This window comes from Micromonospora sp. NPDC049044, assembly GCF_040649215.1.
Lineage (GTDB): Bacteria > Actinomycetota > Actinomycetes > Mycobacteriales > Micromonosporaceae > Micromonospora.
Genome location: NZ_JBEZFA010000035.1, coordinates 32,516 through 52,054, shown reverse-complemented (window position 1 = coordinate 52,054; position 19,539 = coordinate 32,516). Strand labels below are relative to the sequence as shown.

Annotated in this window: 20 protein-coding genes; 12 read left to right on the top strand and 8 right to left on the bottom strand. The window is 71.0% G+C overall.

Annotation, left to right across the window (positions count from 1 at the left end; translation table 11 throughout):
* Positions 1-25: 25 nt before the first annotated feature.
* The gene (locus tag AB0B85_RS25510; protein ID WP_357411475.1) at positions 26-1,021 is read left to right on the top strand and encodes a ribonucleotide-diphosphate reductase subunit beta; all 996 of its coding nucleotides are present in this window, start codon (positions 26-28) and stop codon (positions 1,019-1,021) included.
* On the opposite strand, the gene AB0B85_RS25505 is transcribed toward AB0B85_RS25510, so the two are convergent.
* A complete protein-coding gene (locus AB0B85_RS25505) occupies positions 1,018-1,932 on the bottom strand; it encodes a MerR family transcriptional regulator (RefSeq protein WP_357411444.1) in 915 nt (304 codons plus the stop codon). The genes AB0B85_RS25510 and AB0B85_RS25505 overlap by 4 nt on opposite strands.
* 118 nt (positions 1,933-2,050) lie before the next feature.
* Here AB0B85_RS25505 and eno point away from each other — a divergent pair, with 118 nt between their 5' ends.
* The 3 genes from eno (at position 2,051) to AB0B85_RS25490 (ending at position 5,454) form a co-directional block, all read left to right on the top strand.
* The gene (gene eno / locus AB0B85_RS25500; protein WP_357411442.1) at positions 2,051-3,316 is read left to right on the top strand and encodes a phosphopyruvate hydratase; all 1,266 of its coding nucleotides are present in this window, start codon (positions 2,051-2,053) and stop codon (positions 3,314-3,316) included.
* 194 nt (positions 3,317-3,510) lie between these two features.
* Positions 3,511-4,008 (top strand): N-acetyltransferase family protein, encoded by a 498-nt coding sequence (locus AB0B85_RS25495; RefSeq protein WP_357411440.1) that lies wholly within the window; start codon positions 3,511-3,513, stop codon positions 4,006-4,008.
* Positions 4,009-4,047: 39 nt separating this feature from the next.
* A complete protein-coding gene (locus tag AB0B85_RS25490; protein ID WP_357411438.1) occupies positions 4,048-5,454 on the top strand; it encodes an FAD-dependent oxidoreductase in 1,407 nt (468 codons plus the stop codon).
* 45 nt (positions 5,455-5,499) lie between these two features.
* On the opposite strand, the gene AB0B85_RS25485 is transcribed toward AB0B85_RS25490, so the two are convergent.
* The gene (locus AB0B85_RS25485) at positions 5,500-5,853 is read right to left on the bottom strand and encodes a TraR/DksA C4-type zinc finger protein (protein ID WP_357411436.1); all 354 of its coding nucleotides are present in this window, start codon (positions 5,851-5,853) and stop codon (positions 5,500-5,502) included.
* Positions 5,854-5,966: 113 nt separating this feature from the next.
* Here AB0B85_RS25485 and AB0B85_RS25480 point away from each other — a divergent pair, with 113 nt between their 5' ends.
* Positions 5,967-6,557, top strand: a complete 591-nt coding sequence (locus AB0B85_RS25480) for a TetR/AcrR family transcriptional regulator (RefSeq protein ID WP_357411434.1) — start codon at positions 5,967-5,969, stop codon at positions 6,555-6,557.
* Positions 6,558-6,676: 119 nt separating this feature from the next.
* The gene (locus AB0B85_RS25475) at positions 6,677-7,027 is read left to right on the top strand and encodes a DUF1330 domain-containing protein (RefSeq protein ID WP_357411432.1); all 351 of its coding nucleotides are present in this window, start codon (positions 6,677-6,679) and stop codon (positions 7,025-7,027) included.
* Positions 7,028-7,136: 109 nt separating this feature from the next.
* Here AB0B85_RS25475 and AB0B85_RS25470 read toward each other — a convergent pair whose 3' ends face one another.
* A complete protein-coding gene (locus AB0B85_RS25470; RefSeq protein WP_357411430.1) occupies positions 7,137-8,084 on the bottom strand; it encodes an ion transporter in 948 nt (315 codons plus the stop codon).
* Between the two features lie 139 nt (positions 8,085-8,223).
* Positions 8,224-9,060: an alpha/beta hydrolase gene (locus AB0B85_RS25465; RefSeq protein ID WP_357411427.1), complete on the bottom strand. Its 837-nt coding sequence runs from the start codon at positions 9,058-9,060 to the stop codon at positions 8,224-8,226.
* Positions 9,061-9,125: 65 nt separating this feature from the next.
* On the opposite strand from AB0B85_RS25465, the gene AB0B85_RS25460 reads away from it, so the two are divergent.
* The gene (locus AB0B85_RS25460; protein ID WP_357411425.1) at positions 9,126-9,815 is read left to right on the top strand and encodes a helix-turn-helix domain-containing protein; all 690 of its coding nucleotides are present in this window, start codon (positions 9,126-9,128) and stop codon (positions 9,813-9,815) included.
* A gap of 121 nt (positions 9,816-9,936) precedes the next feature.
* Here the strand turns inward: AB0B85_RS25460 and AB0B85_RS25455 are convergent, their stop codons facing one another.
* A complete protein-coding gene (locus tag AB0B85_RS25455) occupies positions 9,937-10,899 on the bottom strand; it encodes an AraC family transcriptional regulator (RefSeq protein WP_357411423.1) in 963 nt (320 codons plus the stop codon).
* 431 nt (positions 10,900-11,330) lie between these two features.
* On the opposite strand from AB0B85_RS25455, the gene AB0B85_RS25450 reads away from it, so the two are divergent.
* Both AB0B85_RS25450 and AB0B85_RS25445 read left to right on the top strand, forming a co-directional pair.
* The gene (locus tag AB0B85_RS25450; RefSeq protein ID WP_357411421.1) at positions 11,331-11,993 is read left to right on the top strand and encodes a hypothetical protein; all 663 of its coding nucleotides are present in this window, start codon (positions 11,331-11,333) and stop codon (positions 11,991-11,993) included.
* 368 nt (positions 11,994-12,361) lie between these two features.
* On the top strand, positions 12,362-13,870 hold the full coding sequence (locus tag AB0B85_RS25445) for a phosphoesterase (RefSeq protein ID WP_357411419.1): 1,509 nt from the start codon (positions 12,362-12,364) through the stop codon (positions 13,868-13,870).
* Positions 13,871-14,029: 159 nt separating this feature from the next.
* Here the strand turns inward: AB0B85_RS25445 and AB0B85_RS25440 are convergent, their stop codons facing one another.
* Positions 14,030-14,617 (bottom strand): MarR family winged helix-turn-helix transcriptional regulator, encoded by a 588-nt coding sequence (locus AB0B85_RS25440; protein WP_357411417.1) that lies wholly within the window; start codon positions 14,615-14,617, stop codon positions 14,030-14,032.
* Between the two features lie 114 nt (positions 14,618-14,731).
* Between AB0B85_RS25440 and AB0B85_RS25435 the strand changes: the two genes are divergently transcribed.
* The 3 genes from AB0B85_RS25435 (at position 14,732) to AB0B85_RS25425 (ending at position 18,300) form a co-directional block, all read left to right on the top strand.
* Positions 14,732-16,339: an LLM class flavin-dependent oxidoreductase gene (locus tag AB0B85_RS25435; RefSeq protein ID WP_357411415.1), complete on the top strand. Its 1,608-nt coding sequence runs from the start codon at positions 14,732-14,734 to the stop codon at positions 16,337-16,339.
* A 63-nt stretch (positions 16,340-16,402) separates the two neighbouring features.
* The gene (locus AB0B85_RS25430; protein WP_357411412.1) at positions 16,403-17,020 is read left to right on the top strand and encodes a helix-turn-helix domain-containing protein; all 618 of its coding nucleotides are present in this window, start codon (positions 16,403-16,405) and stop codon (positions 17,018-17,020) included.
* Positions 17,017-18,300 carry an MFS transporter gene (locus tag AB0B85_RS25425; RefSeq protein ID WP_357411410.1) on the top strand — a complete coding sequence of 428 codons (1,284 nt, stop codon included), beginning with the start codon at positions 17,017-17,019 and terminating at the stop codon, positions 18,298-18,300. The genes AB0B85_RS25430 and AB0B85_RS25425 overlap by 4 nt, the downstream gene beginning before the upstream one ends.
* Before the next feature lie 64 nt (positions 18,301-18,364).
* Here the strand turns inward: AB0B85_RS25425 and AB0B85_RS25420 are convergent, their stop codons facing one another.
* Entirely contained in the window at positions 18,365-19,060 is a 696-nt protein-coding gene (locus AB0B85_RS25420; protein ID WP_357411408.1) for an alpha/beta hydrolase, read from the bottom strand.
* A gap of 38 nt (positions 19,061-19,098) precedes the next feature.
* Positions 19,099-19,479, bottom strand: a complete 381-nt coding sequence (locus AB0B85_RS25415) for a VOC family protein (RefSeq protein ID WP_357411406.1) — start codon at positions 19,477-19,479, stop codon at positions 19,099-19,101.
* Positions 19,480-19,539 lie beyond the last annotated feature (60 nt).

Sequence of the window (19,539 nt, the reverse complement as noted above, 5' to 3'; positions counted from 1 at the left end):
CGTCTCCGACACGAGGACCACGCACATGCTGCTCGACCCCGGGATGGACCTCACCCTCCGCCCGATGCGCTACCCGCACTTCTTCGACAGGTTCCGCGACGCCATCCGCAACACCTGGACGGTCGAGGAGGTCGACCTGCACGCCGACCTCGCCGACCTGGACCGGCTGTCGCCGGCCGAGCGGCACCTGGTCAGCCGCCTGGTGGCGTTCTTCGCCACCGGCGACACCATCGTCGCCAACAACCTGGTGCTCAACCTCTACCAGCACGTCAACAGCCCCGAGGGTCGCCTCTACCTGTCCCGGCAACTGTTCGAGGAGGCCGTGCACGTCCAGTTCTACCTGAACCTGCTCGACACGTACGTGCCGGACGAGACCGAGCGCTTCGAGGCCTTCGCCGCCATCGAGAACATTCCCTCGATCCGTCGCAAGGCCGAGTTCTGTTTCCGCTGGATCGACTCGCTCAACGACCTGCGGCAGCTGCGGACCAGGGAGGACCGGCGCACGTTCCTGCTCAACCTGATCTGCTTCGCCGCCTGCATCGAGGGGCTGTTCTTCTACGGCGCGTTCGCCTACGTCTACTTCCTGCGCTCCCGTGGCCTGCTGCACGGCCTGGCCTCCGGCACCAACTGGGTGTTCCGCGACGAGTCGATGCACATGGCGTTCGCGTTCGACGTCGTCGACACCGTCCGCGCCGAGGAACCGGACCTGTTCGACGACGATCTCGCCGACCAGGTGCGGCAGATGCTCGCCGAGGCCGTCGAGTGTGAGGTGCAGTTCGCCGAGGACCTGGTGGGCCAGGGGGTGCCCGGTCTGACGCTTGCCGACATGCGGGAGTACCTCCAGCACGTCGCCGACCGCCGCCTGGCCCAGCTCGGTATCGCCCCGCACTACGGGTCGAGCAACCCGTTCGCGTTCATGGAGTTGCAGGACGTGCAGGAGCTGTCCAACTTCTTCGAGCGCCGGGTGTCGGCGTACCAGGTCGGGGTGGCCGGCACCGTCGCCTTCGACGACGACTTCTAGGCGGCTACCGATCCCGGGTCCTGGCGTCGCTTGGTCAGCCACCGCATCACGTGCAGGGGGTGCGACGCCGGGTCCGGGATCGGGTGGAAGACGTGCTCCACCTCGCCGTCGGCGATGATCAGGGTCAACCGCTCGTAGAGCGTCATGTCCCCCGCGGTGCGGGTCGGCAGTCGCAGGGCGGCGGCCAGGGTCAGCCGCGGGTCCGGGATCAGCGGGTAGGGCAGCCGCAGCCGGTGTACGAGTTCCCGCTGGTAGCCGGTCGACTGCGCGGACAGGCCGTACACCCGGGCCGCGCCGGCCGCGCGGAGTTCCGCGTGGTGGTCGCGGAACCAGGCGGCCTGCTCGGTGCTGCCCCGGGCGCCGTGGACCTCCAGTAGGCCGTTGGGCAGGTCGACCCCCGGCCGCCCGGTCAGGGGGTAGACGAAGATGACGCTGCGTCCGGGGCCGAGCGCGCCGAGATCGATCGGGCGGCCGTCGGTGCCGTAGAAGGACAGGTTCGGCAGGCTGGTCCCGACCAGGGCGGCCGGGTCGACGCCGACCGGCGCGCCGCCGGGGACGACCTGGGTCGCGGCGGCGTCGAGGCGCGCGTCGAGCGCGTCCCGTTGGGCGGTCAGCCGGCCGATCCGTTCCTGCAGGTTGGTGATGGTGCTGCGGTACGTGGCCACCGCCGCCGCGCACACGTCGGTGTCGTCCGCACCACCGGCGATCGACTCGACGAACGGGCGGGTCTCCTCGACGGTGAGGCCGAGCGCCATCAACTCGCGGATCTGCGCCACCAACCGCACCGCGATCGGGTCGTACTCGCGATAGCCGTTACCCAACCGTCGGGGCACCACCAACCCGGCCGACTCGTAGTACCGCAGTGCCCGGACCGTGGTCCCGGTCCGTCGTGCCAGCTCACCCACCCGCATCCCGCGACCCTAAACCCGCACCCCGGGGTACGGGTCAACGTGTCCATCGTCGCGGTGCCAGGACCGCCGTTTCCTGCCAGTCTGGCTGCGAAAAGGCAGTGTGACCAGGGAGTGTGTGATGACGGCAATCAATCGGGTGCGGGCGCGGCAGATCCTCGACAGCCGGGGCAACCCGACGGTGGAGGCCGACGTGGTCCTCACCGACGGATCGACCGGGCGGGCGGCCGTACCGTCCGGTGCGTCGACGGGCGCCAACGAGGCCGTCGAGTTGCGTGACGGGGACCCGACGCGCTTCCACGGCAAGGGCGTCACGACGGCGGTCGCCGCGGTGAACGGTGCGATCGCCGACGCGGTGATCGGGCTCGACGCGGAGGACCAGGCGCTTGTCGACGAGACGATGATCGCCCTCGACGGTTCGAAGGACAAGGGTCGGCTGGGCGCCAACGCGATCCTCGCGGTGTCCCTGGCGACGGCCAAGGCAGCGGCGTTGGCCCACCGGCAGCCGCTCTTCCGCTACGTCGGTGGGGTGGGGGCCCGCCTGCTGCCGGTGCCGATGATGAACATCATCAACGGCGGCGCGCACGCCGACAACCCGCTGGACTTCCAGGAATTCATGATCGCTCCGGTCGGGGCGCGGACGTTCGCCGAGGCGGTCCGGATGGGGTCGGAGGTCTTCCACACCCTCCGGACGTCCCTGGCCGCGGCCGGGCACAGCACCAACGTCGGTGACGAGGGCGGCTTCGCGCCGAACGTCACGGACGCCGACGAGGCGCTGCGCTTCGTCCTGCGTGCCATCGAGGACGCCGGCTACGAGCCCGGCGCCGACGTGACGATCTGTCTCGACCCGGCCAGCTCCGAGTTCTTCCGGGGCGGGGTGTACGACTACGTCGGCGAGGGGCGCCAGCGCAGCGTCGAGGAGCACGTCGAGTACCTGCTCGACCTGGTCTCCCGGTACCCGATCAGCTCGGTCGAGGACCCGATGGCCGAGGACGACATCGCCGGCTGGAAGCGGCTGACAGCGCTGGCGGGGGAGCGGGTGCAGCTGGTCGGCGACGACGTCTTCTGCACCGACGTCGACCGGCTGCGCGACGGGATCGAGGGCGGGTACGCCAACGCGATCCTGGTGAAGGTCAACCAGATCGGCACGCTCACCGAGACCCTCGCGACGGTGGACGCCGCCCACAAGGCGGGCTACCGGGTGGTGATGTCGCACCGCTCCGGCGAGACCGAGGACACCACTATCGCCGACCTGGCGGTGGGCGTCGGCTGCGGCCAGATCAAGACCGGCTCGCTGTCGCGCTCGGACCGCACGGCCAAGTACAACCAGCTGATCCGCATCGAGGAGGAGCTCGGCGACCGCGCCGTCTACGCGGGAGCGCGTTGACGGCGGTTGCACGGGGCGGGGGGAGACCGGGCAGGTGTCACCACGGCCCATCGTCCGATGACATCGAGGACGGTGGGCCGGTGGTGCTTGCTTCGACATTGCTCTAGGTTGACATCTGTCTAATCAGCGTGCGACTGTCTGTTTTGACGGACGTCGAGACAGGCGCCCGATCTCATGCGGAGGGAAACCTGCCGATGGCCGACAGCACCGTACGACCCATGACCGACGCCGACGCCGATCAGGTTCTGGCGATCTACCAGGCCGGTCTCGACGACGGCAACGCCAGCTTCGAGATCACCGCGCCGACCTGGGCGGCCTTCGACGCCGCGCGCCTGCGCGCGCACCGCCTGGTGGCCGTCAACGGCGACGACGCGGTCCTCGGCTGGGTCGCCGTCTCGCCGACCTCGACCCGCGCCGTCTACGCCGGTGTGGTCGAACACTCCGTCTACGTGGACCCGGCCGCCCGGGGTCGTGGCGTCGCCCGGCATCTGCTGGACGCGTTGATCACCTCCACCGAGGCCGCCGGCATCTGGACCATCCAGTCCGGGATCTTCCCGGAGAACACCGCCAGCTTGGCGCTGCACCGCCGGGCCGGGTTCCGCGTGATCGGCGTACGCGAACGGGTTGGTCGCCACCACGACCGCTGGCGTGACGTCGTCCTGTTGGAACGTCGCAGCCCCACCATCACCTGACGGCCGGCCAGGCCGGCCACCACAGCGAGGAGTCAACGGATGAGCACCCTGGACCGCCTTCCCGTCGTCGTCATCGGCGCCGGCCCGATCGGCCTCGCCGCCGCCGCGCACCTGCACGAGCGTGGCCTGACCTTCGTCGTCCTCGAAGCCGGCGACGCCCCGGGTGCCGCCGTCCGACAGTGGGGGCACGTGCGCGTCTTCTCGCCGTGGCGGTACGACATCGACCCGGCCGCCCGTCGACTCCTCGACGAGGCCGGTTGGGCCGCCCCGGAGCCGGAGGCCCTGCCGACCGGCGCGGAGTTGGTCGCCGACTACCTCCAGCCCCTCGCGGAGTTGCCACAGCTCGCCCCACACATCAGGTACGGGGCACGCGTCGAGGCGATCAGCCGTCTCGGCCTCGACCGGACCCGTACCGCCGGACGCGACACCACGCCGTTCCTGCTCCGCCTCGCCGGCGGTGACGAACTGCTCGCCCGCGCCGTCATCGACGCCTCCGGCACCTGGGGTACGCCCAACGTCCTCGGCGCGTCCGGCCTGCCGGCGCGGGGTGAGGCCGACGTGACCGCGTACCTGGAGCACGCCCTGCCGGATGTGCTCGGTGCCGACCGCGACCGGTTCGTCGGCCGGCACACCCTTGTCGTGGGCGCCGGTCACTCGGCAGCGAACACCCTGCTGTCGCTGGCGGAGTTGTCCGCCGTCGAGCCCGGTACCGAGGTGACCTGGGCGATCCGGAGCGCCTCCGCGGCACGCACCTACGGTGGTGGGGTGGCGGACGCGCTCCCGGCGCGCGGGGCGCTCGGTTCGCGGCTGCGCGCGCACGTCGAGGCCGGGCGCATCCGGCTGCTCACCGGGTTCTCCGTGCATGCGCTCACCCCGACCGCCGGCCGGGTGCGCGTCGTCGTGCGGGCCGCCGACGGTGCCGATGAGTCGATCACCGTCGACCGCGTCGCCGCCGCCACCGGCTTCCGGCCGGACCACTCGATCGCCGCTGAGTTGCGCCTCGACCTGGACCCGGTCCTGGGCGCCACCCGTGCCCTGGCCCCCCTTATCGACCCCAACGAGCACTCCTGCGGCACCGTGCCACCGCACGGGGTGGACGAGCTCGCCCACCCGGAGAGCGGCTACTACGCCGTCGGCATGAAGTCCTACGGCCGGGCGCCGACGTTTCTGCTGGCCACCGGCTACGAGCAGGTCCGCTCCGTGGTCGCCGCCCTCGCCGGGGATTGGGCTGCCGCCCGCGACGTCCACCTCGACCTGCCGGAGACCGGCGTGTGCACCAGCAACCCCGTCGACTCGGCGAGCGGCGACGACTGCTGCGGCCCGGCGCCGGCCTCCGGGTCGGCCGGGCGCGGCCTCTCCACCGGTCTCTCCGGTGGATTGCTGTCCGCGCCGATCAGCCTGATCCCCCTCGACGCCGTGTCCGCCGGTGGCTGCTGCCCGAGCTGATGCAGCTTGGTGCGACACCAGGCCCGTGGACGAGCACCTCCACCGTCACCGTCGGCTGGCGCAGGCCACACACGTTCGGGCCGACGGGCGGGCGGTGAGGCGTTCGGCGGGAATCGGGCCGCCACAGCGTTCGCACACGCCGTAGCTGCCGTCGTCGACCCGCCGCAGCGCGACGTCCAGCTCGGCCAGGCGTCGGCGGGCCGCGTCCAGGACGGCGCTGAGCTGGGCACGTTCGAAGGCGATAGTGCTGCCCTCGGGGTCGTGCTCGTCGTCGGCGTTTGACGACCGGGACGCCTCGAAGAGGCTCCGCAGGTCGCCGTTCAGGGCGGTGGCCTGCGCCTCGGTCTGCTCGCGCAGCCGCAGCAGCTCCTGGCGAATCGCGCTGAAATCCCGGTTCATGGCCGCTCCACCGTACTGCGGGATGACTGTGGTCACAGGATTGGCATTCCGAGACGACTGGTCATATTGTTTGGGTGTCAGCCAGCCGAAGCCCGACCGGAAGGAGCGCCGCTATGCCACGACCGAAGTCGCAGGCCTCCGCCGGGACGCGGCAACGGCTGTCCGACGCCGCGCTGGACCTGTTTCACCTGCGCGGCTACAACGGCACGAGCGTGCAGGACATCGTCGCCGCCGCCGGAGCACCAAAGGGCACCTTCTACAACCACTTCGCCAGCAAGGAGGACCTCGCCCTCGACTCGGTGGCGAGATACTCCACGGCGATGAGGCTGGAGATGCTCGACGAGAAGCAGGGCGGCACCCCGCTTGAGCGGATCACCAACCATCTCCACTACATCACCGGCCTGAGTGACACCATGGGTGATCGCGGCTGCCTGCTCGGCAACTTCGCCACCGAGATCCCGGCCCACAGCGGTGTTCTGCGCGACGCTGTCGACGCCGGCTTCGGTCGCTGGGTCGCCGCCCTCGCCACGGCGATCGAGCAGGCGCGTGCAGCCGGTGAGCTGCATGGAGCCGAACCAGCCCGGGATCTCGCCGGCTTCGTCGTGTCCAGCTACGAGGGTGCGGCGGCGCGGGCGAAGGCGTCAGGTGACCCGGCGGCCGTCAGGGAGTTCTTGGCGATCACCAGGACCCGGATTCTGACCTGATCCGCGCCAGCTCCCACCGGTAACCATGCGTGTTGTCCATTTGGCGCAGCACCTACCCAATATAAGACGACCGGTCGTACGCATTCGACCGGGCAACCATCACCCCACAGGAGTGAGACATGAGCACGTACCTGATCAACCACCTGCGTATCCCCGGTGGAGTGCCGACCGAGGAGTCCCTGCGTTACCTGGAGCAGGTGGAGGCCACCACCAGGGCGTACGGCGGCAAGTGGCTCGTCCTGGACGCCCCGGTGCAGGTCATCGAGGGTTCCTGGGAGGGTTCGGCCGTCCTGATCGAGTTCCCGGACGCGCAGACCGCGAAGGCCTGGTACGAGTCCGCCGAGTACCAGGCGCTCCTGCCGCTGCGCGTCAACCACACCATCAACGACCTGATCCTGGTGGACTCCGTCGGCCCCGACTTCACGGTGGCCGGCTACGCGCAGCAGATCCGGACCCTGCTCGGTCAGTGACAAACGGTCGCTGAGCCGCCACATTTCGACCCCGGGCGGGCCACGGCCCGCCCGGGGATCGCTCACCCCGAAGCCCGGGTGGGGCCGCCGTGAACGCCTGGCGCGAGCGTCACCGTCTGGTGCGGGTGTCGCCCCGGTGGGACCGGCCGTGCCCGTCGTCCCGGTCGATGCGTAGCTCCCGCTCCAACTCGGCGATGACCGCCCGCAGGTCGTCCAGCCGCTGGGTGAGCGCGATGCGGTCCACCTCGTCCGGCACGCCGTCGCCGTCCTCGTCGTAGTCGGGAGCCAGCCGCTCGGTCATCTCCAATCGGCGTGCCTCCTCCATCGAGTTGACGATGACCGCGATGAGGATGTTGAGCAGCAGGTTGACGGTGATGACCACGTAGCTGACGTAGTACAGCAGCGTCCACGGCGAGATGGCCATGCCCTGCTCGATGAGGTCCGGCAGCGTCTCCAACGACAGCAACACGAACAGGGTGAGCAGCGACCGGCCGATGTCGCCGTACTCCGCCGGATACCTGTTGCCGAAGATCAGCCAGCCGGCCATGCCGTACACGTAGAGCGTCACCACGGCCAGGGCAAGAAAACCGGTGACGCCCGGCAGGCTGCGCCACAACGCGGAGACGATGGTCCGTAGGCCCGGCGAGAACCGGACCAACCGGACCATGCGGGCGACCCGTACGACGCGGAGCAGCGCCGGGTCACCGTGCAGGCTCGGTATGAAGATCGCTGCGATCACCACGAAGTCGAAGACGTTCCAGCCGTGCCGGAAGAAGTCCTGCGGACGCGTGCCGTAGGCCGCCAGTCGGATGCCGATCTCGACGACGAAGACGACGCGGAAGCACACCTCCAGCCAGTGCAGTGCCGCGCCCGCCGGGCTGAGGTCGTCGTACGTCTCCAGGCCGAGCACGATGCCGTTGGCGAGGATGACCACGACGATGGCGATCTCGAAGGGGCGTGATCGGGAGAGTCGGGCGCAGCGGGCGACCCATCCGGAACGGTGCGGCGGGGGTGTGGCCGGCACACCACGCTGGGCGGGCACGGGCGCCGCGCTCACCAGTCGGCCGGCTCGATCGGGCGCGCGAGGGCTGTGGCGGGGGCACACCGCCGGCCGTCGTGGTGGCGGTGCGGAGGGTGTGCGGGCATGCCCACCACCCTAGCCAAGATCAATGAAGGTGGGCGGGCCACGCGGCCGGTCAGGAGTGGCTCGTCCGCTCCGGTGTCACCGGCGCGGCGAAGAAGTCGGCGAGCGGGTCGGTGATCCTCGGGTGTGCCCGGTTGATGGCGTCGTGGCCGCTGCGCGCCACCGTGAGCGTCCGGGCGCGCGGCAGGGCGCGGGCGAGCGCGGCGTTCTGGTCCACGTAGTGCGGCGGGCCGTCTGCGCCGCAGGCCAGCAGCACCTCGGCGGTCACGCCGGCCCACCGGGTGGCCGGGCCGTCGTGCGCCAGGATCAGGGCGGTCTCGTCCAACGTGCTCGGTAGCAGCTCGCCCATGGTCCGCCCGATCGGGGTACGCAGGAAGGCGCGGATGATCGCGGTCCGGACGCCGAACGGGAGTCGTCCCGCCGCCATGTGCGGGTTGATCCCGGCGGTCGTGATGGCGAGAGCCCGGGCGGTGTCACCGGCCTGCGCCGCCGTCCGCGCGGACGGCAACCACGCCGACGGGAAGCTGCCGTCGATCGAGATCGCGGCGTCGTAGAGGGCGAGCCGGTCGATCGGCAGTCGGAGTGCGGCTTCGAGCACCAGGAAGCCCCCGCTGCTGTGGCCGATGACGTTGCCGGCGCCGGTGTGCTCCAGCACCGCGGCGAGGTCGTCGACCTCCTGGTCCACCGTGTAGGGCATCGACCTCGGTGGCGCGTCGGCCCGCCCTCGTCGGTTGTAGAGGTGCACGGTGAACCGGTCGGCGAGCGCCCGGGCCAGCCGCCGGTAGACGTCGATCGTCGTGCCGCCGCCGTGCACCACGACGATCCCCGGCCCCGTCCCCGTCGAGTGCAGCACGATCGTCGCGCCGTCTCGTGCCCTGACCTGCTCCATGCGCGGCCCACCCTTTCCGACGCCGACAACAACTGCGAACGACGTTTGCAGTTTACAGTAGATCGGTGAGTGACGCACCCGCCGGTGCCGGCCCCGACCGGCAGTCGATCTGGAGCAGGCCCGAACGCGGCACCCGCGGCCCCACGCCGGCACACAGTCGGGACGCCATCGTCGGGGCCGCCATCGCCCTGGCCGACGCCGAAGGGCTGGCGGCGGTGTCGATGCGCGCGGTGGCCGGCGCACTCGGCACCGGAGCCGGTTCGCTCTACCGGTACCTGTCCTCCCGCGACGACCTGCTCGACCTGATGACCGACCGGGCGGTGGGGGAGTTGCGGCCGTACCCGCAGGCGCGCGGCGACTGGTTGGACACGATGGTGCTGCTGGGTCGCCGGCAGTTGGCGCTGTTCGGCACCCACCCGTGGCTGCTCGACGTGATCCACCGGCCGTCCGGGGCCGGCCCCGAGAGTCTCGCCTGGTTCGACAACTGTCTGCGAATCCTGGAGCCGGTTCGCTGTCCCGTCGCGGCGAAGTTCGAGGCGATCGCGATGATGACCGGCGTGGTGAGCCTCTTCGCCCGTCGCGAGGCCGCCGTCGGGGGGCTCAGCTTCGACGGGATCGACCTCACGGCGTACCCGCACCTGGTCGCGGCGTTCGGTAGGCCTCCCGGGCCGGCACCTCGGGGTGACCTCGTCGAGCGGACCCTGCGTGGTCTGCTGCGCGGTCTGCTGCCCACGGAGTCCACCGGGACGGGCTGACCTGATCGACGTACCGGCAGCGGCAGCCGACCCACGACGCGGATGGCTGCTCTAGGTTCGCGGTTGTGGCCGGGACCTGTCGACGTGGTCCCGCCTTGGGGCCGGCCGGCCCCTGCGCGCCTCAGGCATGCAGCGTCTCCCGGGGCGGCACGCCATAGCTGGCGTGATAGCGGGCGGTGAACCTGCTGTGGCTGGCGAACCCCCACCGGCTGGCGATCGCCGAGACGGTCTCCTGGCGCGGGTCGGCGCGCAGCAGGTCGTGGTGTGCCCGAGCGAGCCGGATCCGACGCAGGAACGCCATCGGGGTGGTGCCGCGATGACGGCGGAAGGCCAACTGCACCGCCCGCAACGAGACACCGGCCGCGGCGGCGATGTCGGCCGCGCTGATGTCCCGGTCGGCGTGGTCCTCCATGAAGCTGATCGCCCGTCGCAGCGTGGCGGTGCTGGCGTCGTGTCGGTCGGCGACGGTCGGTTCGGTGAACGCTGTGTTCGGGAAGACGGTGAGCGCCGCCGCGGCGAGCATTCGCGCGGCGTTGCCGATCACCAGCGGTTGCGCGCTGGCGGTCGGGTTGTTCAGCACGACGTCGCTGACGAAACTGATGGTGCTGCGCCACTGCCGGGCGAGCGCCTCGTCGGCGGGACCCAGGTCGGTGAATCGGATCCGACCGGGTCGTCGGGCCGGCGCGGTGGTGGCCACCTGCTCCAGCACCGCCAGATCCAGCACGCAGAGCTCCACCTCGCCAGGATGCCAGCGTACGGTGCAGGGCTCCTCCGGCTTGGTGACGAGGAAGACCTCGCCGGGGTTGAACCGGTTGGCGGATCCGGCGCAGCCGCGATCGACGCGGGCGGTGCGGGTGCACCCGAGGACCAGTCCGCGAAGCTCGGTGGCGCTGATGTCGAGGTGCCCGGTCTGCCGGGTGGTCGCGATGGCGAAGGGGCCGGCGTCGACGCGGTGATGGGCCAGTCGGAATCTCTTCCTGCTGTCCAGGCGCAGCTTCGGGTCGTACGTCGTGGACAGGAACTCGTGAATGGCCACTGGGTCACGGCTGTCGAAGTGTCGGGTCTGCACTGGTGATGACGTCATCCGCTGTCTCCGTCCGGTGGAGGAGCCGCCGGGAGGGTGAACTGGTGCCGGCGGCCAGGTCGCGACGTGCTGAGGTGTTCCGCGGTGGCTCGGCACGGCAATGGCCGGCGGTGCAGTGAGGTGGAACGTCGCGAGCGGGACGGCAGCGACCTGTCGATGGGGCGTGCTGACGGGACTGGCTGGTGCGGAGGCTTCAGTGTGCAATATTCGTTGATGGGAATGTCACCATACGACAATCGCTGTCGGCGCTCATGCCAATCAACGCAGCGTGTCGGCAGTCGACTTCGCTTTCCGGCTAACCGGCCGGCGGGTTCTGCGTCCGCTGTCCTAGCCATGGTCGTGGGCGGCAGCGAAATCTTGTTCATGATTTCTCCGGCGCTGCGGGGCGATCGGGCCGCCGCCGGATGATCGGCCTACGAGAGGGGTGCACCTTGGACAGTACTGATCCTGACCGCGTCGTTCGACTGGCCGTGGCGGAGGCGCTGGCCCGGGTGGTGGACGAGGACAGCCTGGGGCTGGGTGAGAGCGACGCGGTGCAACGACTCGGCACCGATCTGCGCGAGGTGCTGCGCCGCGCACTTGACAACCGTGTGCCGCTGACCACACCGGACTTCGTCGACCTCTGCCGTGACCTTGGGCTCAGCCGCGAGGCGTTCGACCTGCTGGGGCACTACCTGATGACCGCGCTGCTGGCCCACCACGTCGGGCCGGACGCCCTGATCCGGGTGGGCGTGCTGCTCGGCACCGTCGGGCGTTACCTACCGGGCGCCCGCCCGACCGCCTCCCGCAACGGACGCCCGATACCGCGCCGACGCGACGTGCGCGCGGACAACAGCGTCGTCGGCCGGTATCGTCGCGCGAAGCTGCCGGAGCACCTCCCCAACCCACCGAGCTGGACCTGCACCGGCTGCGGTCGCGAGTGGCCCTGCGCCACGAAACAGAGCCAGTTGCTCGCCGAGTTCGGCGGAGCGCGTACCGCCCTCGCTGTCTATCTGGGCTCCTGCCTCGTCGCCGCCGCCCAGGATCTGCCCACCGTGCCGCTGCCCCGGGTCCGGCTTCGGTTCCTCGGTTGGCTGCCCCGCGCCCGGATCTGACCGGCAGCCGTCCGGCGGCGACCGTCCGCATCGGAGGTCCACCGCGAGCGCCGGGCGGGCGGACATCAATCGGTATCGCAGATCGGTGGTGATCCGCGGTCCGGCTGGGTCGGCCGGCCACCGAGCTGACCGCCCCGGCTCGTCGACTACGGGACCGCCGAGCCGTTGCTCAGCAGTGCCGGGGGAGTTCGGGCAGTCGGGCACCCGGCGCGGTCGCGACGTGACCCGCTGCTGCGCGCGGCCGGCGGTTTCGGCAGCTCAGGGCGAGGTGTTCATGGCAGGCACGCACACCGTACGACGGGTGTTCACCACCCTCTCCGAGGCTTCTCGATCGAAAGAGCATTCGCTTGATCGAGGAGAGGCCCGCAGTGCGAGACAAGCAACCCGAAGAGACCGAACACGCACAGCTGTCCCGGCGCAAGCTGGTCAAGTACGCGGGCGTCGGCGCGACGCTGGCAGCGGCCAGCCCGCTCGTCGGCGCCAGTGCGGCCTGGGCCGACGAGGACCGTCGGCCGGCTGGCGAGACGGGCGACCGGGGCAACTCCAAGAACCGGGCGTGGCGTGCTGGTGACCACCACGTCCACTCCGAGTACAGCGGCGAGTTCGACACCACGAAGAGCCCGATCGTCTTCCACAAGGGCGCGGACGCGGTCTACCCGATCGTCACCAACGCCATCATGGCGAAGAACTTCGGCCTGACCTGGGCGATGTGCACCGACCACGGTGGACCGACGCACTCCAAGGTGAACATCGAGCAGGCGTACCCCGACCTGCTGCGGTCCCGCAAGTTGGTGCCCGAGGTGCTCCAGTTCTGGGGGATGGAGTTCGACGCGCCCTCGCTGGACCACCACACGCTGATGATCCCGCGCCACGACGACGAGGCGAAGCAGCTCTTCGAGCTGGAGAGCCGGTTCGCGAAGTACGACGCGTTCCCCACCGAGCCGGCGCGGGACACCGAGGCCAAGATGGTGGAGTTCCTCAAGGTCGCCCGGGGCATGCCGCACAAGCCACTGGTGATCGCCCACCACGCGTCCCGGTCGGCGCCCGGTCTCGGCGTCTACGGCCAGGACACCCCGCGCGAGTTCCGCAACGGCAACGACGCGGCGCCGGATGTCTACATCGGCTTCGAGGGCGCACCCGGCCACCAGGCGGGCCCGCTCAACGGCGGCAAGCGCGGCGGGTACGGCAACCACCCGACCTACGGTGGGTTCGACCAGATGACCGCCCGGGTCGGCGGACTCTGGGACTCGCTCCTCGGTGAGGGGCGGCGCTGGTGGATCACCGCGACCTCGGACTCGCACGTGCACTGGACCCGCGGCGGCTCCGACTTCTGGCCGGGCGAGTACAGCAAGACCTACGTGCACGCCCGCCAGGACTACGGCGACATCATGGACGGTCTGCGTAACGGCCGGATCTGGGTCACCACCGGTGACCTGATCCGCAGCCTCGACGTCACCGCCAGGTCCCAGGGCAAGACCGCCGAGGTGGGCGAGACCATCACGGTCAGCCGCCGCAGCCGTACCGATGTCGAGATCGAGATCACGTTCCGTCCGTTGGGCGGCGTGAACGCGCACGGGGACCGCCCCGAGGTCCGTCGGGTCGACCTGATCGTCGGTCAGATCACCGGCCCGAGCGCCAACCTGGACGCCGACACCAACCCCACCACCAAGGTGGTGGCCCGGTTCGGCCCGCGCGACTGGCGTCGACAGGGCGAGGACTACGTCATCCGGCACACGCTGCGCAACGTCGAGGCCGACACCTACGCGCGGGTGCGCGGCACCAGCACCGACGAGGCCGAGCCGCTCGCCGACGGGCTGGAGAGCCCGTGGGACGACCTGTGGTTCTACTCGAACCCGGTGTTCGTGCAGGTGCGCTGACCCCATCCGGCAGCGGCACGGCGGGCCCGTCCGGCTGCGCTCGACGTACCACGTCGGTGGAGCCGGGCGGGCCCGCGTCGCGTTTTCGTCCGGCGGGCCGTCGTCGCGGCTGGTCCGAACCGGACACGTCGCCCTACGGCGCTGGCCACCGCGCGGCGGTCAGTCGGTGCTGCGGCGACGGCCCCGGGCAGCGGCGCTCCGGCCGCCGCGCCCGGCCGGTGGGCCGGTCTGGTCCGGCGCCGGCGCGGGTTGCACCTGCGACACCACCTCGCAGAGGTCGCGCAACGGGTCCATCGCCTGGGCGGAGCAGGCGACCCGCTGCAGCAGTGCCCGCAGCGTCGCCGACTCGGTCGGCGTGAGCGCCCCCAACAGGTGCGATTCGACGCGCCGCAGCGCCAGACGCCGTTGCTCCCAGGCGGTGCGGCCGACGTCGGTGACGTCGACGAGCCGGTTGCGCCGGTCTGCCGGGTCCGCCCGCCGGGCGACGAACCCGGGCCGTTCCAGGTCGTCGATCAGATACGTGAGCACGGTGCGGTCGATGCCGAGCTCCTCCGCTATCGCACCCTGGTTTCGGGCTGGCCCGTTGATCGCTGCGGTGAGCACCTGGTAGCCGCGTGGGCCACCGGGAAAGTCGGTGAGCGCGTGCTCGGCCGCCCGGACGTAGCCACGGAAGACGATCCCGAGCATCCAGCCCAGGTCGTCGTCGAGCGGATCGGGCCGGTCCGGCCGGTGTGGGGCACCCGTCATCCCCCGACAATAGCGCAGTGACGAAGACCTTGTTGGCAGAAGATGTTCTGTATGACATAAGGTCGTGGTCATGGCGCATCGTTCGAGGCGTCGCGTGAATCGGGAGGCTCGCCCATGAGCGACTACGGCCATGACCTGGTCTTCGGCTCGTTCGTCACCCCCAGCGGTGACAACCCGGCCGCCACTGTCGGCCTGGCCGTCCTGACCGAGCAGGTCGGGCTGGACCTGGTCACCTTCCAGGACCACCCGTACCAGCCCGCGTTCCTCGACACCTGGACCCTGCTCAGCTTCGTCGCGGCCCGGACCAGCCGCGTGCAGGTGGCGGCGAACGTGACGAACCTGCCACTGCGGCCACCGGCGGTGCTCGCCCGCAGCGTGGCAAGCCTGGACCTGCTCAGCGGCGGCCGGGTCGCTCTCGGCCTCGGCGCGGGAGCGTTCTGGGAGGCCATCGAGGCGATGGGCGGCCGACGCCTGACCCCGGGCCAGGGCGTACGCGCGTTGGAGGAGGCCATCGAGGTCATCCGCCAGCTCTGGGACGCCGAGACGCGGGGCGGCGTGCGCGTCGATGGTGAGTTCTACCGGGTGCGCGGCGCCAAGCGCGGGCCGGCACCGGCCCACGCGGTGCCGATCTGGTTGGGCGCGTACAAGCCCCGGATGCTCCAGCTCACCGGTCGCCGGGCCGATGGTTGGCTGCCGTCGCTCGGCTATCTCCAGCCGGGTGACCTGGCCAGGGGTAACGCGACAATCGACGACGCCGCGCGGGAGGCCGGCAGGTCACCGCAGGACGTGCGGCGGCTGCTCAACATCTCGGGGCGGTTCTCGGCCGCCGCAAGCGGGTCCCTGAACGGGCCTGCCGCGCAGTGGGCGCGGGAACTGGCCGAGCTGGCGCTGGGGGAGGGGGTGAGCACCTTCATCCTCGGCAGCGACGATCCCGACGACCTGCGCCGGTTCGCCGGCGAGGTGGCTCCGGCGGTTCGCGAGCTGGTCGCGGCCGAGCGTGATCGCGGTGCCGCGCCGAAACTGGAGCACGCGCCGGAGCGCGAGGGCCGTGCGCCGGAGCCGGAGCGTGCGGTGCGTGCGCCGGAGTCGGCGGCGCGACCGAGCCGGGCGACAGTGACCGGGGGTGCGTTCGCCGTGGTGCCGACCCCGGACGACGGCGTACGGCGCAGTGAGCAGCAGGTCTGGGACGAGTCGACCCGACCGAGCGGGCCCGCGCCCGACCCGGACCGCACCTACACGCCGCACGAGCAGGCCACCGGGGCGCACCTGGTGCAGATCCACGACGGCCTGCGTGCCGAGTTGGCCCAGATTCACGATCTGATCGAGCAGGTGGCGGCCGGCGAGATCGACGCCGGTGCGGCCCGGTCCCACATCAACACCATGACCATGCGACAGAACCGCTGGACGCTCGGCGTCTACTGCGAGTCGTACTGCCGGATCGTCACCACCCACCACACCATCGAGGACCAGTCGTTCTTTCCCCGGTTGCGGGCGCGTGACCCGCGACTCGGACCGGTCGTCGACCGGCTGGAGCAGGAGCACCACGTCATCCACGACGTGTTGGAGGGCGTCGACCGAGCTCTTGTCGCGTACGTCGGGTCTCCGGACGGTCTCGCGGAGTTGCGGGCGGCGGTGGATCTGCTGACCGACGCCCTGCTGTCGCACCTGAGCTACGAGGAGCGGGAGCTTGTCGAACCGTTGGCGCGGTTGGGCATCGCCTGACCGGCACGCGATCCGGTACGGACCGGGGTTGCCGGACTTTATCTGAGAGACTACTTTCGAAAGATGTCTCTCAAGAATCCGTACGGGGATTTCGAGATCACCGAGCCGCAGGCGTTGCGGGCGCTCGCCCATCCGGTGCGGCTGGCGATCCTCGAACACCTTCAGCGGCACGGCCCGGCCACCGCGACCGGGCTGTCGCCGCACGTCGGCGCCACTCCGTCGGTGGTCAGCTGGCACCTGCGCCATCTCGCGACGTTCGGCCTGGTCAGCGACTGGGATGGCGCCACCAGCAAACGGGAACGTTGGTGGCAGGCGGTCGCCCGGGGCTTCCGCTTCACAGTGCCCGACAGTGTCGAAGGGCAGACGGCCAGCCAACAGCTGCGCGGCGAGATGTTCGCCCGCAACGCCGACGCGCCCCAGCAGTGGCTGCTGCGCGAGGAACCCCGGCTGGACTCCGAGTGGCGGGCGCTGGCCGGCATGGCCGACACCCGGTTCGTGGCAACAGCCGACGAGCTGCGACAGCTCGAGGAGTCGATCGAGGAGCTGATCGCTCCGTACGTGCGACGCAAGGAGGGCCCCGCGCCGGACGGCGCGCGGATCGTCCGGATGCTGCGCTATCTCCTGCCCGAGCCGAGCGACGACGCCCCGGCCGAGCCCGGCGACGACCCGGCCACGTCGTGAGCGGCGCCGGCACCGTGAACGCCACCGGCACCGTGCCCCCGCCGGCCCTGCATCGCGACCGGCGGTTCCGCACCTTCTGGATCGGTCAGACGATCTCCGATTTCGGTGATCGGATCAGCGAACTGGCCCTGCCGCTGATCGCCGTCAGCCTGCTCGCCGCGACGCCACTGCAGGTGAGCGTCCTGACCGCGTTGATCTGGCTGCCCAACCTGTTGGGACTGTTCCTGGGCGCCTGGGTGGACCAGCGCACCCACAAACGGCGACTCCTGATCATCGCGGACCTGATCCGCGCCGGGGTGCTGCTCAGCCTGCCGGTGTTCTACCTGCTCGGCGCGCTCACCCTCACCCAGCTCTACCTGGTGGCACTGCTCACCGGGGCCGGGGCCGTACTGTTCGCCATGGCACGCCAGGCGTTCTTCGTGGCCCTGGTGCCGCGATCGGCGTACGTGGACGCGAACAGCAAGCTGAGCATGAGCCGCTCGCTCTCGTTCATCGCCGGTCCGGCCGTCGGTGGTGGGCTGGTCCAGGCGCTGAGCGCGCCGGTAGCGATCGTCGTCGACGCGGTCTCCTTCCTCGGCTCCGCGCTGCTGCTCAGCCGCATCCCGGTGACCGAGCCACCGCCGCCGCCGCGCCGCACGTCCACCCTCGACCTGGTCCGCGAGGGGCTCGTGCTGGTGCTGCGGCACCCGGTGCTGCGGGCCGCCCTCGGTTGCACCAGCACCGTCAACTTCTTCACCTTCATCGCGAGCGCCCTGCTGGTGCTCTACGCCAGCCGCGAACTCGACCTGTCGGCTGGCGCGATAGGCCTCTCCATCGGATTCGGGGCGGTCGGCGGGCTCGCGGGGGCGGCGCTCGCCCCACGGATCTCGCGCGCCATCGGACTGGGGCGTACCGCGATGATCGGCGCGGTGCTCTTTCCCGCGCCGCTGGCACTGACCGCTCTGGTGTCCGGGCCGACCGCGACGAAGGTGGCAGCCCTGGCGGCCATCGAGTTGGTCTCCAGCGTCGGGGTGATGCTGATGGACGTCAACCTCAACGCCCTCCTGGCCGCCGTGACACCCGACGACGCGCGGGGACGCCGCGCCGGTGCGTACAGCGCCGTCAACTACGGCATCCGGCCGCTCGGCGCGCTTGTCGGTGGCGCGTTGGGCACCACCATCGGGCTGCGGCCCACCCTTGTCGTCGCCGGCCTGGGTGGTGTGCTCGCCGTGCTCTGGCTGGTCGCGTCGCCGGTGCGTCACATCAGGACCCTCGACGACCCCACGGCCCGACCTGCCTGACGCCCCACGTCGAGCTGGGCCCGCTCCGGCCGCACGCCGCCGCAACGGGCCCGGGTCGGGCAGGTCAGGCGGCCTCCGCCAGCAGTATCTGCGCCAGCTCGGTGGGTTGGGAGAACATCGGCCAGTGACCTGTCGCCATCGTGACCAGCCGCCAGCGGTCACTGGTCAGCAGCTCAGCCACCGTGTCGTTGGGCTCCGGCCCGTCGAGCAGGCATTTGAGGTACGTCGTCGGCAGCTCGCCCAGCGGGCGGGTCAGCACGGCCGGCTCGGTGAGCGTGGCGCCCGGGTGCGCGGTGGAGCCCTCGGCCAGCCGGGTCGCCTGCTCGTCGCTGAGCCCCTGACCAGCGAGGTCAGCCACACCCAGCGGCGCCCAGGAGCCGCCGTTGCCGGCGAGCAGCGCGTCGAACGCCGGCTGACCCTGCCACCAACCGGACGCGAACGACCCGCCGTCGACAGGCACCTCCGCGTCGACGAAGACCACCCGGGTCAGCCGGTCGCCGATCCGCTCGGCGGCCTGACCCACCGGAATGCCGGAGTAGCTGTGCCCGACCAGCACCACGTCGCGCAGGTCCCGGTGCTCGATCTCGTCGACGATGTCCCGTACGTGGGTCTGCTGGCCGGCGGCCACGCCCTGTCGCTCGGCGAGGCCGGAGAGGGTCAGCGGGTAGGTGCCGTGCCCGGCCGCCCGCAACGGCGGCACCACCTCGTCCCATGCCCACGACCCCAGCCACGCCCCGGCAACCAACACGAAATCAGCCATGGTCGGGACCGTAGCGCCGCCCTGTGACAGCCGGCGGCTCAGGGCCAGGTGCGGGCCTGCGCCGCGAAAAGCTCCGGTGGGCTCGCCACCGGCAGCACACACAGCAGATGCCCACCGGGGGCCCGCAGGATCCGGCACTCCAACCACCGCGACACCTCGATGGCACCCAGGTCGAGCAGCCGGGCGGTCTCGGCCGCCACGTCGTCGGTCTCGATGTCGAGGTGATAGCGCGGCGCGTCGTCCACCGCCTGCACGGCCGTCACCAGCCCCGGCAGCGCCTCGTGCAGGCCGACGAACTGCGGCTCGGCCGGAACGGAGCGGGTGTCGACGCCGAGCGCCGCCGACCAGAACTCGGCCGCCTGCGCGGCCTCCGCCTCGGGGGTGTCGATCAGCAGGGCGTAGACGCGGCTGCGGTGCATGCGGGGCAGCATATTTCGGCGGCGGGCCGAGCGCCAGGCGCCAGCCGCGGGTGCCGGTGG

Bases quoted from the DNA above. Each gene is read 5' to 3' on its own strand.
- AB0B85_RS25480 (WP_357411434.1), top strand. From the start codon at position 5,967: ATGCCACGACCGAAGTCGCAGGCCTCCGCCGGGACGCGGCAACGGCTG.
- AB0B85_RS25465 (WP_357411427.1), bottom strand. From the start codon at position 9,060: ATGGAGCAGGTCAGGGCACGAGACGGCGCGACGATCGTGCTGCACTCG.
- AB0B85_RS25490 (WP_357411438.1), top strand. From the start codon at position 4,048: ATGAGCACCCTGGACCGCCTTCCCGTCGTCGTCATCGGCGCCGGCCCG.
- AB0B85_RS25440 (WP_357411417.1), bottom strand. From the start codon at position 14,617: ATGACGGGTGCCCCACACCGGCCGGACCGGCCCGATCCGCTCGACGAC.
- AB0B85_RS25420 (WP_357411408.1), bottom strand. From the start codon at position 19,060: ATGGCTGATTTCGTGTTGGTTGCCGGGGCGTGGCTGGGGTCGTGGGCA.
- AB0B85_RS25485 (WP_357411436.1), bottom strand. From the start codon at position 5,853: ATGAACCGGGATTTCAGCGCGATTCGCCAGGAGCTGCTGCGGCTGCGC.
- AB0B85_RS25435 (WP_357411415.1), top strand. From the start codon at position 14,732: ATGAGCGACTACGGCCATGACCTGGTCTTCGGCTCGTTCGTCACCCCC.
- AB0B85_RS25475 (WP_357411432.1), top strand. From the start codon at position 6,677: ATGAGCACGTACCTGATCAACCACCTGCGTATCCCCGGTGGAGTGCCG.
- AB0B85_RS25455 (WP_357411423.1), bottom strand. From the start codon at position 10,899: ATGACGTCATCACCAGTGCAGACCCGACACTTCGACAGCCGTGACCCA.
- AB0B85_RS25510 (WP_357411475.1), top strand. From the start codon at position 26: ATGCTGCTCGACCCCGGGATGGACCTCACCCTCCGCCCGATGCGCTAC.
- AB0B85_RS25495 (WP_357411440.1), top strand. From the start codon at position 3,511: ATGGCCGACAGCACCGTACGACCCATGACCGACGCCGACGCCGATCAG.
- AB0B85_RS25505 (WP_357411444.1), bottom strand. From the start codon at position 1,932: ATGCGGGTGGGTGAGCTGGCACGACGGACCGGGACCACGGTCCGGGCA.
- AB0B85_RS25415 (WP_357411406.1), bottom strand. From the start codon at position 19,479: ATGCACCGCAGCCGCGTCTACGCCCTGCTGATCGACACCCCCGAGGCG.
- eno (WP_357411442.1), top strand. From the start codon at position 2,051: ATGACGGCAATCAATCGGGTGCGGGCGCGGCAGATCCTCGACAGCCGG.
- AB0B85_RS25430 (WP_357411412.1), top strand. From the start codon at position 16,403: ATGTCTCTCAAGAATCCGTACGGGGATTTCGAGATCACCGAGCCGCAG.